10 protein-coding genes are annotated in these 14,406 nt (G+C 45.3%); 3 read left to right on the top strand and 7 right to left on the bottom strand.

Annotation, left to right across the window (positions count from 1 at the left end; translation table 11 throughout):
- Positions 1-5: 5 nt before the first annotated feature.
- From M1K58_RS22190 to M1K58_RS22165, 6 genes are all read right to left on the bottom strand, one after another.
- The gene (locus M1K58_RS22190) at positions 6-887 is read right to left on the bottom strand and encodes a carbohydrate ABC transporter permease (protein ID WP_256761074.1); all 882 of its coding nucleotides are present in this window, start codon (positions 885-887) and stop codon (positions 6-8) included.
- Positions 888-960: 73 nt separating this feature from the next.
- On the bottom strand, positions 961-2,286 hold the full coding sequence (locus M1K58_RS22185) for an ABC transporter substrate-binding protein (protein WP_256761073.1): 1,326 nt from the start codon (positions 2,284-2,286) through the stop codon (positions 961-963).
- A gap of 238 nt (positions 2,287-2,524) precedes the next feature.
- Complete coding sequence (locus M1K58_RS22180) at positions 2,525-3,430, bottom strand: ArsR/SmtB family transcription factor (RefSeq protein ID WP_256761072.1); 906 nt, start codon at positions 3,428-3,430, stop codon at positions 2,525-2,527.
- Between the two features lie 153 nt (positions 3,431-3,583).
- Positions 3,584-5,284, bottom strand: a complete 1,701-nt coding sequence (locus M1K58_RS22175; RefSeq protein ID WP_256761071.1) for a type 2 periplasmic-binding domain-containing protein — start codon at positions 5,282-5,284, stop codon at positions 3,584-3,586.
- A gap of 107 nt (positions 5,285-5,391) precedes the next feature.
- Positions 5,392-6,999 (bottom strand): response regulator transcription factor, encoded by a 1,608-nt coding sequence (locus tag M1K58_RS22170; protein ID WP_256761070.1) that lies wholly within the window; start codon positions 6,997-6,999, stop codon positions 5,392-5,394.
- Between the two features lie 4 nt (positions 7,000-7,003).
- A complete protein-coding gene (locus M1K58_RS22165) occupies positions 7,004-8,812 on the bottom strand; it encodes a sensor histidine kinase (protein WP_256761069.1) in 1,809 nt (602 codons plus the stop codon).
- 145 nt (positions 8,813-8,957) lie between these two features.
- Between M1K58_RS22165 and M1K58_RS22160 the strand changes: the two genes are divergently transcribed.
- A complete protein-coding gene (locus M1K58_RS22160) occupies positions 8,958-9,911 on the top strand; it encodes an ABC transporter permease (protein WP_372339196.1) in 954 nt (317 codons plus the stop codon).
- A 15-nt stretch (positions 9,912-9,926) separates the two neighbouring features.
- Positions 9,927-10,799, top strand: a complete 873-nt coding sequence (locus M1K58_RS22155; protein WP_256761068.1) for a carbohydrate ABC transporter permease — start codon at positions 9,927-9,929, stop codon at positions 10,797-10,799.
- Positions 10,800-10,929: 130 nt separating this feature from the next.
- On the opposite strand, the gene bglX is transcribed toward M1K58_RS22155, so the two are convergent.
- Complete coding sequence (gene bglX, locus M1K58_RS22150) at positions 10,930-13,137, bottom strand: beta-glucosidase BglX (RefSeq protein WP_256761067.1); 2,208 nt, start codon at positions 13,135-13,137, stop codon at positions 10,930-10,932.
- Between the two features lie 273 nt (positions 13,138-13,410).
- Between bglX and M1K58_RS22145 the strand changes: the two genes are divergently transcribed.
- On the top strand, positions 13,411-14,373 hold the full coding sequence (locus tag M1K58_RS22145) for a LacI family DNA-binding transcriptional regulator (protein ID WP_256761066.1): 963 nt from the start codon (positions 13,411-13,413) through the stop codon (positions 14,371-14,373).
- Positions 14,374-14,406: the final 33 nt, after the last annotated feature.

The following is a 14,406-nucleotide window of genomic DNA, read 5'->3' as shown; positions in this document are numbered from 1 at the left end:
CTTGTTTATTTCTTGCTCATCAACAGCTTGAATTGAATCAATGAAATCAGTGCAATCGTCAAAAATAAAACAAATGAGACAGCCGATGCATACCCCGAATCCCATTGTCGGAACGCGATTTGATAAATATAGTGAACGAGTGGCGTAGTTGATGTTCCCGGTCCGCCTTTCGTAATCAGCCAAGTTTGACCGAAGAGCTTAAATGAAGCAATCGTCTGGAGCATCATTACCAACGCCGTTACACCTTTCAATGAAGGCATCGTAATATAACGAAATTTCGCCCATCGATTGGCACCGTCGATATCTGCAGCTTCATATAAGTCATCTGATATTTCCTGTAGTCCCGCCAGGAACATGATCATATTAAATCCTGCTGTCCACCAAAGCGTGGCAATCAAGATGGATAGCCATCCCATGCCCCAACTGCCGAAGAAGGAAAACTCCATTGTCACGCCAAATGAACTCAACGTCTCTGCGATCAATCCCGTCCTGGACTGCAAAATAAATACCCAAATACTTCCCAACACAGACACAGAAAGCATGTAAGGCATAAAGAAAGCCGTTCTAAGCCATGTCGTGCCTTTCAGCTTCATATTAACCAGCAATGCCATGACTAGTCCTACAACGACGATGGATGGCGTAGATATCAAAATAAAGTACAAAGTATTCCAAAAAGAGCTCCAAAACTTGTCGTCAGACAACATATAACGGTAATTATCTAAACCAACGAAGGTTTTTTCCGCACCTATGCTACCTGCGGTTAAACTCGTTAAAAACCCTTTGATGATCGGATAGATCCAGAACCATAAATACAGAACCATGAAAGGAGCCAAAAAGGCCAGTGCGGTTAAATAGTTTTTGTATATCGGGCTTTTGAGTTGCTTCAAATCGATCTCGCTCCTTCAAATAAACATGATGCGGGACGGCTATCGGAATCCCGCATCATCTCCATTTGCTTGATTATCTGCTTATTAGCTTGTCAGCTTTGTTTTGCGCATCTTTCAATCCATCTTCAATCGATTTGTTACCATAGTTAATCTCTACAAGAGACTCAAGAACAGCATCGTTCACTGCGCCAAGCTTCGTTGAATCAGGCATATATTTCACATCGTTCATAACTGCCGCATAACCTGAGCGATAAGGTAATGCTTTGTATTCTTCCGTATCCTGAACGGACGGCTTAGATGGGACGTGACCCGCTTTGGCCCACATCGCACCATGATCAGCTAACCAGTTAGCGAATTTAACAGCTGCGACTTGCTTCTCGCGATTCCCCTGCTTTGGTACGATCAGCGTGTGAGAGTCGCCCCAAGCAGCCGGTTGATCGTAAAGCTGTGGAAATGGAACAGCAGCAAAATCAAGCGATGCTTCCTTCTCGAAGTTACCCGTAGCCCATACGCCAGTGAAAGTAACAGCAGCTTTGGATGTTTTGAAAATATCGTAGCTGTTGTCTCCGATATCAGGTAGCGTTAATCCATCCTTTAACCAAGTTTGAATCAATTCCATTGCTTTCTTGCCCTCAGGTGTATTGATCGTCGGTTTACCATCTTGGAAGTATGTACCTCCTTGTTGTTGAACAAGCGCGTACCAGATCCAGTAAGTAAAGATATTGTTGCTACCAATGATCAGAGGGGATACGTCGGCAGGCAATTTCTCTTTCAATGTCTTCAGCATTTGTGTAAAGCCTTCAGCACCTGGCTCCATCTTAATACTTCCATCTTCATTCAGAAGTCCTGCATCTCCAAGATACTTCTTGTTGTAGTACATAACCACGGCATGAGTGTCTAACGGAATCGCGACATGCTTGCCATCACGGATGATCGAGTTTTCTTGATTTTTACCATAAGTCGACCAATCAAGCTTTGCATCCGCCACCAAATCGTCTAGTGGTTCAATCATCCCAGTTGGAATGAGCTCTGAAAGGTGCGATACGTGGGCAACGGCTACATCCGGTGCGGACTTAGCCACAAGCGAAGATAGAAGCTTAGGATAATAGTTATCCCAGTTATTGTTCATGAACTCTACTTTTATTTCACTTTGAGATTCATTAAAGGCTTTAACCATATCTTCCATGAATTCTCCATCGGATCCACTAAACGGTACCCAATACTTGAGATCGATGACTTTTCCAGATGCTTCACTTCCACTTGTGCTGCTTGCTTGTCCACTTCCGGTACTTGAAGCGTTTGCATTACTTGGCTTTGAATTATTCGCATTCGAACAACCAGCCAACACTAAGCTAAAAATCATGATAACGGTTACAAGCAGTTGCATTGATCTTTTCATTTTTTTTCCCCCTAGAGATGTGAATATGAATGATTACTTTTTCAATATAACACCTAATAGTGTTTTATATCAATATATATTGTAATAAAAATTTTAGATGGAAACCCTTTAAATCCCCTCAAATAATACGTTTTAACGAAAAAAAGGAAAACTACGAATAGTTTTCCTTTTTGTTTTATAACCTATATTATTAAAATAAAATCTTATCGTTCCTATCCATCATTTCTATCGCTATTCGTTATTTACTATAGCGCAAATTCATAATAATTCCTTGCGCATAATTCCCAAAGTTGGGACCGAACAAATTGATTCCACCGGCATTGAAGGCATCCTTCTTTACTCCGATTCGCAAGGAAACAAACGGTTTATCACTTAGGTTCAAATCGTTTACTGTGACATCGGATATTTGCACTCCGTCTAGAAAGCTACCACTGTGATTAACTTTCCAATGCTTTAATAGCCCGAATTGCGTAAAATTAGTGTTCCACCACTCTGGTGTATTAAAACCCCTTTGTCCACCAAAGTCTGCGGGTGAGGTCCATGTTCCGATCTCCACATCATTCGCCCATAGCGTAATATCGGAAGGCCAGTCTAGCTTATGGTATGGGGCTTCGGAACAAATCTCCGCACTGAATTCAATTTCCGTAGCCTTTTCCCCATAAGGAATGCGATTAGGATACCGATACTCCACAAAGCCATGACGAAAATAGAGCAATTGGGCGTCTTTTCTGCCAGGCTCATAGAAAGAACGCGGGTCATCTTGAATGCCGATATAATCCAATTCGCCTACGATACCGCAACTCGGCTCAGCATGACAATCGACATATTCACCGATCGGCATGTCTATCGTAATCACATTCTTTTCTTTGTCTGCCTGATCGGTAACTAAATCAATGACGATACGGTCATAATTTTTGGAGTTTACCTTCTGGGTTCCTCGGCCGGGGACCAACTCGGTAATAATCAGATTCACATCCTCCAGCTTTTTTACATTCACGGCTGTCGTTGAGAATGGAATACCTAGCTTCTCCGATAACTCATTCACATTATGTGGACCCGTGCTTAATATTTTCAGAATGTTCATACGGTGTTCATTAGAAAGCACTTTCCCTATTTCCACCGCTTCATCCATAGTTAGCTGCAAAATTTTGACGTAGAACACCTCCTGATTTTATTACAACAATTCGTATAATAATAAATATAGCAGAAAATCGATTCTATACAATAGCGGTGGAATAACTTAAAAAACCTCGTCTCTACGAATAGAGACAAGGTTTTCTAGCGGAGCCATTCTAATTTATTGAGAAACCGACTTGAACCATTCGTTAACTTCCTTAGTCACTTGCTCTCCGCCATTCGCATTCCAGTTAGCGACGAACTCGTCGAAAGCATTAACCGGCAATTTGCCGTAAATGATTTTGTTAAATGTTTCAAGCTCGGACTGACGAAGCAGGTTCCATTTTTCAATCATTGTTGGTGTTGCCGCGCCTGTAAAGTAGTTTTGCTTACGAATGTCAATTTGTGACATAACAACTTTCGCTGCATACCAGTTTTCCGGTTTACGGAAAGTAGCTTGTTGTTTCTCGTAAGGTGTTGACGGCTCTGCACCGTCAGCAAGCTTAACGAGGGATGACATGTACAGATTAGGAATACGAGCTGGACCAGTGATGTACGGGAACTTATCGAAGAAGTCTTTTCCTACTTTTTCTTTATCGTTCGTCGATACACCGTCTACGATATCCCAGTCATATCCTTTAGCAAAACCATACTCGTACGGGCTGCCAACAGCTGGATCAGCTAGGTTGTCTAGCAAGTAGTTGTAGTAAAGAATAATGGCTTCCGGATGTTTAGCATCTTTGTTGATCATGAAGCTGCTGTTAACACCGGAATTTTGCCATTTCGTACCCATGAGGCCATCTGGACCTGCAGGAACCGGATACGCTTTATATTTCGAACCGTTAACGTTTTTCAGCAAATCCGGAGCCGGCCAGTCAGGAACCCAGTTCGCGCCTGGTAATATCCCTGCGTTTCCTTTAGTCCAAATTTCAGCTGATTTACCTTCATCCCATAGTGCAGCGTCCGGGTGAATATAGCCCTTATCCATCCACTCTTGTAGCTTAGCAAGCGCTTGCTTCGCACCTGGGTTAACAGAGCCATACTCTAGATTGCCATTCGCATCTTTGTTCCATTGCTCTTGAACAGAACCATAAGCTCCGAATAACCAGTCAAGTCCACCCATCCAAGTATTCGTATTGTTCTTCAAGGAAATTGCAAGCGGGAAAACATCCTTGGCAGCCAATCCGTCTGGGTTCGCGTTCTTAAATTTGTCCATGATGTTCTCAAGATCTGCGATCGTCTTCGGCTGCTCAAGCTTCAGCTTCTCCATCCAATCTTCGCGGAGCCATAGAAGTGTATCGTCGTTATCGGTATATTCCATAATCGGAAGGTTCCATTTTTTTCCGTCCCGTGTGAAGGGATACCACAATTCTGGGTTGTTTACAGTATGATCTTTCCAAACTTGTGTTGCGTACTTCTCGAACAGCTCGTCAATCGGAATGAATTGCTTGGATTCAATCAGTTGATTCGTTAATACTGCATCGGTAGGTACCATAACGAAGTCAGGTAGCTTCTCACCAGAAGTAAGCGCAAGCTGTAGCTGTTGCTTGTATTGGTCAGCGCCTGCAGGATACCAAGTACCCTTGTATTTGATTCCTAGTGTTTCCAGCATCCATTTGTCATGGATGTTGTTGTCCTTCGTTTCACCCTTGGTGTACTCTTTAGGCATAATGATCGTGCTAATATCGATAGCCGGTTCATATTTGCCTTTCTCGAATGCAAGATCCGCTTCTGATTTAGTAGCTGGTGCCGATGCACTTGAGCTAGCTGAACCGGATGGAGTCGAGCTTGCGTTGTTGTCGTTGTTGCTGCTGCAAGCCGACACGATGAGCGATGCTGCTACGATAGGTAGCATTACTTTACTTAACTTTAACTTACCCATTCTGATTTCCCCCTACGGTGTAAGATTGTCTCATGAGTTACTTTACCAACGAGGCTAGGAGGTCATCTATAGGATTTTGTTAGTTTCCATAGGACTCTGTCATGTTGTTAATTTCCCTCTCGATATTCTTGCGGTGTAACCCCGAATTGTCGTTTAAAAACCTTGATAAAATAAGCAGAGTCCAAATAGCCGATTTCCGCACTAATCTCGTACACCTTCCTATCGGTCGATACCAGCTTGTGACAAGCCGTTTCCATCCTGAGGCGGGACACATATTCACTCACGCCTTCTCCCGTCTCAATCTTATACAGCTTCGAAAGATGTGTCGGGTGAAGATTGACATGATCGGCTAGCGCGCGTAGTGAAACATCGTCATGCAGATTCGCCTGCACGAACTCCTGCGTTTTCTTGACGTACACGGAACGGACATCCTTGACTTCATTGGACGCTTTCAGCTTCAGTTTCTGCAAAACTCCCATAGCCCAGCTCCGCAGCTTGCTTATCGTCGTGAAAGCCTCTCCACTCTGTAACGGCTCGATGTCGTCCCCCAAAATACCGGCAAGCATATGCCCGTTGCGATGAGAGAATTGTGCGTAAGCGGACGCAATAATATACCCCGTCTCCATGCAATGCTCCCAGGAATCTGACCATCTCTCGTCAAGCTCTGCAAATACCTCTTGGAGCTTCTCTTCCGCTGCCTCCCAGCGTCCTGCCTCAAGCAGGTTGTTTAATCCAGGAAGCACATGAATCGCATCTAGAGTGCCATGTGACAAGCCTCGCTCCAAGTCCCCAGCTCTCATAACAAATTCATGCTCATCCCCGACGATCTGCCTAAAGTAGGCCAGGGCATGCCGATATCGCTCCGCAAGCTGATCCGGGAAATGAAACGGCTCTGTCGAAACGATGGACAAGGAGCCTTTCAGGAACTGCTTTACTTTCGCTTGAAGCTGCATCGAGAGCTTCTCAAGCAATATGTCATTCCCAACCTCTTGTGCGGTTTCCTTGAACTGAAGCAGAAAAGCTAAATAACCATGCTCCTCCTTGACGCCCCATATGTTCGCAAACTCGCCAAAAATCTCTTCTGCAATATTAATAATGGCGTATTCCAGAAGCTGCTGCCCGTTGTTACGGTACTGTCCGAATTCATCCTCCATTCGGACCAATAGCAGTGCACATTCACCAAATTGAAAAGGCAAACTATAATTTTCGAGTTTCCGGATCCATTCCTCTGTCGGCATTCGCTCACCACGAAATGCACTTAACAGGAGTTGGCCCCGCAAGAGCGGAAGGTTTTCTCGCAACGTATATTGGGTACGCTCATGGGAACTCACGCTTTCCCATTCCGCATTTAATTGATCGACCGCAGATTTCACCGCCGCTAGCAATTCGTTGTCCATCGGTGGCTTAAGCAAATAATCTACCGCTTGATGCCGGAGAGCCTCCTTCGCGTATTCGAAATCAGAATGTCCGGAAAGGATGACACATTTGATTCTTTTGTCTCGCTCGCGGATTTTTTCAATAAGCTCAATCCCTGTCATCTCCGGCATGAGAATATCAGAAATAACAATATCTATAGGATGCGTCTCTATGATTCGCAGCGCCTCTTGTGCGGAATAGGCTTTATGAACTTGTTCAATGCCTAGCGTATGCCAAGGCTTGTTCATAGACAGGTTGTCCACCCAGTGGGCTTCGTCATCAACGATGATCATTTGCATTTGGTCAATCTCCTTCTTGTATCGAATGATGCTGACGTTCGTCTACTGGAGCGTGCTCCCACACCATTTCCGTGCGGAATCCTCCAAGCATCGATTTTGTGAAACTGAGGTGCGAGCGTTCTCCGAAATGATGGATAATCCGCTGATTCGTATTCCAGAAGCCGTAGCCCATATCTTCTTGTAACGCTTCAAGCATTTTGCGGTTCAGTGTCTCCAACTGCTCATCGGCCATGCCAGGTCCGTCATCGTCTACATATAGCCTGCAGAAGCCTTCAGACATTTCACCAGTTATGCGGATCTCCCCTGATGTGTAAGTCTTGCCAACCCCGTGAATAACTGCGTTCTCTACGATCGGTTGAAGCATGAGTCGTGGAACCTGCTGCTTCAACATTTCCTCGGGAATATCGATATGATAATGAATTCTACCGTTGCGTAGCTTCTGGATATCCAAGTAGTTAACGATTAGCTTAACTTCCTCATCCAAGCTCGCCGTTGGGCGCTCCAGTCGGGTCATGTAACGATAATACGCGCTAAGATTGTACCCCATAGAGACAACAGCCTCATCATCCTTCATCTGTGCCATATTGATCATATATCCGATGCAATTATATAGAAAATGAGGATTGATCTGCGCCTGTAATTGTTTCAAGGTCGCTTCTCGAGCCAGAAGCTTCTCATTCAGTACGTTCTCGATTAAGCTTTGAATTTGCGTCGACATGTCGTTAAACCTATAGAACAAGAACGAGAACTCGCTGTTTACATTGGAATCCATCCGTACTGAGAAATCCCCGCGCTGAACACTCTGTAATCCTCGAACCAGCTTCCGAATCGGGCGTTGGACATTCCTATACATAAGTACAGACGCAGAAATCCCCACCACGAAGAGCAGCACCATCGTTAAGTAAAATAGATTGCGACTAAACGATATCGGTCCCATAATCTGATCCAGCGGTACAATGTCCACCAAATACCATCCCAATAGGGGAGATTTCACTGCGTTCAACAAGTAGTTCTTATTATCTAATTCGACGACCTCTTGCCTCGTATCCTCTAAATCGTTACCGTCCAAATACTGGATAAGCGCGTTCGTTAAAGGTGATGCACTGCGGTTTAGGATAGGAGCGTCTCCCTTGTGATAAAACAAGGGATCACCTTGTCCCCCTGCCTTGTATGTGTCCAGCATATTCTGAATGTTCTCATGCTCGAAGGTGGCTTGCACGACCAGGTTACTCCCTTTAATCACATCTTGCTGACCAAAAGTATCTGTGTAGAACCAATGAAAGGCTTGTGATTTACCGGATTCATCGATTTTCCCATCCCCATATGACCATTTGCCAGTCACATTTCTTTTCAAATACTGCTCATCGTACTCAACCCGGTCCGTCCCATTCGATATGGCATCTTTGTTCAATTGTGAATACACCGTGAACTTCACCGGCCATATGTTCATAACCCCGGATTGCAGTACCATTTTTTCCTGAATGGCGTACCTCGTCTGCATTCGATCGTAACGATCGTCCCATATATTTAGTCCGTTGAACTTGCGAACGTTCGGATCTCTTGAGAAGGTCACAACAAAGTCCATCGTCTGATTAATACGAGTTTCGATTTGGCTGGATAGAAAAGATAGCTGTTTAATGTTCGAAGCCTGGAGCTCCTTCTCGATGACATTAGAAGTCACCCCATTCGAGTAGGTAAACAAAACAATAATCGGAATGAACAACACTAAGATCAAACTGTTCATCTTTGAAAATAGGCTAAATTTGGAACCCGTCCGTATTCTTATAAAATCGATGCCTCTCCTGAGCTTCATAAACTGTTCCCCCTAGACAATGTCCCTAACAAAATACTATCGATCCTAAGATTGTCTTATAGTTCAATGAATGTGCGCGTTGTTACTATATATATCAGGGCTTCACTCAATACGCTAATTACATTTATTGGAATGGGAGAGAGTTATGGAAAATAAATTATCACTCAATACCAACCTCAAAGCCATTCGGAAATCCGAAAAAAGAAAAGGCTATAAGATACCATGGACTTTACATCTAATGGTGCTGCCGGCTGTTCTGTTTGTTTTCGTCTTTTCCTATTTGCCTATGTCGGGCATTATTATGGCTTTTCAGGATTATAAAGCGAATCTTGGTATTACCGGTTCACCTTGGGTCGGCTTGAAGCATTTCCGATATATGTTCGAGAATGATTATTTCGTGAAAATCATTTGGAATACCGTGTTGTTCGCTTGCTCCAAAGTCGTCCTTAATTTGATCATCCCATTTACATTCGCCTTGTTACTGAACGAAGTCAGAAACATGGGATTCAAGCGATCCATTCAGACTCTTGTCTATTTGCCCCACTTTCTATCGTGGGTTATCCTTTCCGGGATTCTGATTGACTTGCTCTCCCAAACCGGTATTGTCAACCAATTCCTGATGTCCGTATTTGGTCTTGATAAACCTATTTTCTTCTTAGGCGACGGGACTTGGTTCCGACTTACGATCATTTTCAGTGACGTCTGGAAGGAATTCGGATTTAACACGATCATCTTCCTTGCTGCGCTGGCGGGAATCAACCCCGCGCTTTATGAAGCAGCCGAAGTCGACGGCGCAGGCCGTTTCAAGCAAACGTTGCATATTACGATTCCTTCACTTGTGCCGATGCTAATCGTCGTTGCGACACTGGCCCTAGGCAATGTGCTGAACGCTAACTTCGACCAAGTATTTAACCTGTACAGCCCGATGATTTACCAACAAGGCGACATCATCGACACGTTCGTTTACCGGGAAGGTTTGCTGAGCGGTCAATTTAGCTTTGCTACGGCGGTCAGCCTCTTCAAGTCGGTCATTAGCTTGACATTGATTGTCATTTCGTACCGTCTTGCATTCAAAGTAGCCGGATATAGAATTTTCTAGGGAGGGTGACATCGCATGTACCATAAAACATTGCCTTATCGTATATTTAGCATTTTTAACTATATACTACTCGTTACGGTCGCCATCCTTTGTTTGCTGCCGATGTACCATTTGCTGATGGTATCCTTGAGTTCGACCTCTTCGGCTAACGCCGGACTCGTAACGTTCTGGCCAATTGACTTGACGTTCGAAGCTTACACAAGGACGTTCGAGAACGTTAATTTCTTGACGTCCCTCAAGGTATCGGTAGAACGGACCGTTTTCGGAACGGCGCTGGCTTTGTTCGTAAATGCCATTGCCGCTTACGCACTGTCCAAAGATACCCGCGTGTTTCGTGCCAGAAACATATACCTTTGGTATTTTGTCGTCACGATGCTCTTTACCGCCGGTCTTATTCCAAACTACATCCTTATCTTGAAGCTCGGCTTGTTAAATAATCTATTAGCGTTGATCCTTCCAGGCTTGGTTACGGTGTACAATATCATCTTGCTCTTGAACTTCTTCCGCACCGTGCCGAAAGAGGTAGAAGAGGCCTCGTTTATGGACGGAGCAGGACATCTTCGCACCTTTTTCGCAATCTACCTTCCGATCTCCATGCCGGCGATCGCGACCATCGCTTTGTTCACGATGGTCGGACACTGGAACGCGTACTTTGACGGTCTTATCTACATGAAGGATGCCGAAAAGCTGCCACTAGCCAGTTTTATGCAAACGATAATCGTAGCGAATAATATGACAGGCTTCGATGTATCAGTTGTCGTCAATAAGTCACAGCGGACGATCAAGGCAGCACAGATCTTCATTGGCGCTTTGCCGATCCTGCTCGTCTATCCGTTCCTGCAACGCTTCTTCGTTAAAGGCGTCGTCATCGGTGCCGTTAAAGAATAGGCTGATGTGAATTCGCCAGGCAAAGCAGGTCATAACCTGCTTTGCCTGGCTTTCTTATTTTTGCTACACAATTGGGGCAGTCCCTCTGACGGGACTGCCCCTTTCTATGTTTCTCTTGGTAGTTGTTAAGTTACTTCGTCAATTTGAACGGAAGCTCGGTGTTCACCTTGCTGTTCGGTCCCACGTAGGCCACGAACGCTCCGGCATCGCTATAATGCTTGAGATCCGAGTGATAATAACGGAGTTGGCTTTCCGATAGTTCAAATTCAACCTCACAGCTCTCACCCGGTTGGAGCGTTATCTTGCGGAAATCCTTCAGCTCTTTGAGTGGTCTTACAACCTCACCTGAAATATCTCTTACATATAGCTGCACGGTTTCCTCACCGGCAACCTCACCTTTATTCGTCAGCTTCACTGCAATCTTAATCGATTGATCTGCTGTCATGATGTCGGAGGATATTTGTGCTTCACTATAATCGAATAAGGAATAACTCAAGCCATATCCGAACGGATACAATGGCTCATTAGGGATATCCAGGTACTGAGATACGTATTTAACTTGAGCATCAGGTGCCCCTTGAGGACGTCCCGTGTTAAATGCGTTGTAGTAGACCGGAATTTGACCTACGCTGAACGGGAATGACATCGTTAGACGACCAGATGGATTAGCGTCACCAAACAGCAAATCTGCGACTGCAAGACCGCCCTCGGAGCCTGGGAACCAAGCTTCCAGAATGGCGTCCACTTTGTCATAAACCCCATGTAAATCAAGCGGACGTCCGTTAAACAATACAACCGCGATCGGCTTGCCGAGCTCTTCGAGCTTCCGAATAAGCTCCAGTTGAACTTCAGGTAATTGAATATTCGCCCTAGAGCCAGCCTCCCCGCTCATATCTGAGTGCTCACCAAGCGCAAGAACGATAACGTCCGCAGCCTCAGCTGCTGCAAGAGCTTCTACCCATTGTGCTTCCGTAGCCGTCTCAAAGTCGCAGCCAGCAGCTACAACAAGCTCAGCCGACGAGTTAAGCTTACTCTTCATTGCATCTGCCAGCTGAACAACATCTTCCTTGGAGCCTGTCCAAGACCATGGCCCAAGCAGGTCACCGCTTTGAGCAAACGGACCAATTAGCGCAATTTTACCGTTCCGCTTGAGCGGCAACACATCTTCATTTTTCAGAAGCACGCATGATTTAACCGCAAGCTCCCGTGCAGCTTCACGATGCGCGTCACAGAAAACAATTTCCTTTTCACGTTCTGGATCTGCTGCGCGATAAGGGTTATCGAACAAGCCAAGCTTTTGCTTCAACGTCAAGATGCGCATAACCGCTTCATCGATCAAAGCCACGTCCACTTCTTTATTCTCCACAAGCTCGGATAAGTGCTTAGCGTAGCAGGAAGTCATCATCTCGATGTCGACTCCCGCCTGGATGGCTTTCTGCGCAGCTTCCGACTCATCAGCCGCAATTCCGTGTGCGATGAGCTCCTTGACCGCACCCCAGTCGGAAATCAGAATGCCGTCAAAACCCCATTCCTCCCGAAGTAGCTTCCGCATCAAATTCGAGTTTCCTGTCGCTGGAATTCCGTCCACCGTATTAAATGACGTCATCACCATCTCGCAGCCCTCGTCAAGAGCGGCCTTATAAGCTGGCAGGTAGAACTCACGCAATTGACGCTCGGACATATCGACCGTGTTATAGTCTCGTCCACCCTCTGCAGCTCCATATGCTGCAAAATGCTTCACACATGCCGCTACTCTATCCATGTCGTTGGCAAGATCGGTGCCCTGAAACCCGCGAACGAATGCCCGTCCGAACTCCGAGTTCAAGTAAGGGTCTTCCCCAGTGGACTCCATAACCCGTCCCCAACGCGGATCACGCACAAGATCAACCATAGGCGCGTACGTAACATGGACGCCTGATACAGACGCTTCCTTAGCAGCGATCACTGCGCTTTGTTCAGCCAGCTCCAGATCCCATGAGCAGCCGATTGCTAGTGGCACGGGAAAGATCGTCTTAAATCCATGGACGATATCCGCCATCATAAGCAATGGAATGCCCAGTCGGTTGTTCTGCAGATGCACACGTTGGACGTTAATCGTTTCTGCCGCTCCAGCCATACCAAGGACAGAACCGGAATTGCGTACTGTTTCCTCTGAAATACCTAGTGACTCCATAGGTCCCGTAATTAGACCATCGCCTTCCGCGCCTTCATAGAACGGAACAGCTAACTGAAGGAGTTGGGCAATCTTCTCGTCAAGCGTCATTTGCCCGAGTAACTCAGTCAAGGTTTGATTATTAATGGATGAAATGCGAGATGCTTGCTCTGATGGTTTGGACATAGCATTATCAACCTCTCTAGCTGTTATTGTTGTCTAATAGAAACGTTTCGATTCACTTCAATATTGATTATAAATCTAGGGTTTAGAGGATGTCAAACGTTCTTTAACCGTTTACAACGGGAAAAAATGGGAAGTTGATAACGAGACAAGGTTCGGATATAGTAGAAATCGAAACGTTTCACCAAAGCTCGATTTTATTCGTTGAAGATGTGTTGACCTACTAACAATTATCCTTTAATCTGACAATGCAAGTACAATAAGGGAGCGAGACTCGTGGTTAGCATTAAAGATATTGCCCAAAGGGCGGGCGTTTCCATCTCGACGGTTTCTTACGCTCTGAACGGAAGCAGCAAGGTAACGGAAGAAACTGCGGCACGAATCATTAAAATCGCGGAGGAGTTAAATTATGTTCCTCATGCCGCTGCCAGATCATTGAAGAAGAGACAATCTAATATTATTGGAATCTTCCTTACAGATTTCAGCGGTAATTTTTATGGAGATTTATTGCAGGGGGTTAAAGAGGGGCTCCAAGGGAAGGGCTACGATCTGATCGTATGCAGCGGACTGCAATCGCACCGGATGATCCCTGAGCGAATGATCGATGGGGCCATTATACTTGATGAAACCTTTGCCGATGAAGAATTGCTCCAGTATGCAAATCAAGGACACAAGCTGGTTGTGTTAGATCGCGAGTTAATCCATCCCAATATTAATCAGGTGCTCCTCGACAATAAAGCTGGGGCCTCCCTAGCAATGGATTATTTACTTGAGCAAGGCCATGATAAGATCTATGTCGTTTCTGGGCCTAAGGGCTCCTACGACGTTAAGCAACGGATGCATGCGGTCGAACAAGTCGTTGATCGCTCACCTCATCTGGAATACATCGAAATTTCAGGTGACTTCACTAAAGCCTCAGGGGAAGCTGCCGCTAAACAAATTGTAGATGAATACACCCGCCCCGTTGCGGTCTTCTGTCTGAATGACGAGATGGCCATCGGTATTTATAATTATATAAGCAATCATACTTCACTCCTCATCGGAGATCACGTCCATCTCATTGGTTTCGACAACATCGAGATCGCTCAGTATGTTCAGCCAAGACTCGCGACAATCGATTACTCTAATAGAAAATGGGGAGCGCTCGCCTCCGAACAACTCCTCAAGCTCATCACAGGGAAGTCCGTCGATCACGAGCGGATGTATGTCACTTTGGTTCGAGGGGCATCCGTAAATTAAGACGATAAGACAAAAAAAGCGGTAGTCATAGGG

Origin of the sequence: Cohnella sp. WQ 127256 (genome assembly GCF_024519285.1) — a bacterium.
Lineage (GTDB): Bacteria > Bacillota > Bacilli > Paenibacillales > Paenibacillaceae > Cohnella.
Note: the sequence above shows the minus strand (reverse complement) of the source record. Positions and strands in the feature narration are given on the sequence as shown.

What these genes read in the sequence shown, in the direction of transcription:
- M1K58_RS22185 (WP_256761073.1), bottom strand. Translation starts at nt 2,286, where the DNA reads ATGAAAAGATCAATGCAACTGCTTGTAACCGTTATCATGATTTTTAGC.
- M1K58_RS22175 (WP_256761071.1), bottom strand. Translation starts at nt 5,284, where the DNA reads ATGGGTAAGTTAAAGTTAAGTAAAGTAATGCTACCTATCGTAGCAGCA.
- M1K58_RS22170 (WP_256761070.1), bottom strand. Translation starts at nt 6,999, where the DNA reads ATGCAAATGATCATCGTTGATGACGAAGCCCACTGGGTGGACAACCTG.
- M1K58_RS22165 (WP_256761069.1), bottom strand. Translation starts at nt 8,812, where the DNA reads ATGAAGCTCAGGAGAGGCATCGATTTTATAAGAATACGGACGGGTTCC.
- M1K58_RS22160 (WP_372339196.1), top strand. Translation starts at nt 8,958, where the DNA reads ATGGAAAATAAATTATCACTCAATACCAACCTCAAAGCCATTCGGAAA.
- M1K58_RS22155 (WP_256761068.1), top strand. Translation starts at nt 9,927, where the DNA reads ATGTACCATAAAACATTGCCTTATCGTATATTTAGCATTTTTAACTAT.
- bglX (WP_256761067.1), bottom strand. Translation starts at nt 13,137, where the DNA reads ATGTCCAAACCATCAGAGCAAGCATCTCGCATTTCATCCATTAATAAT.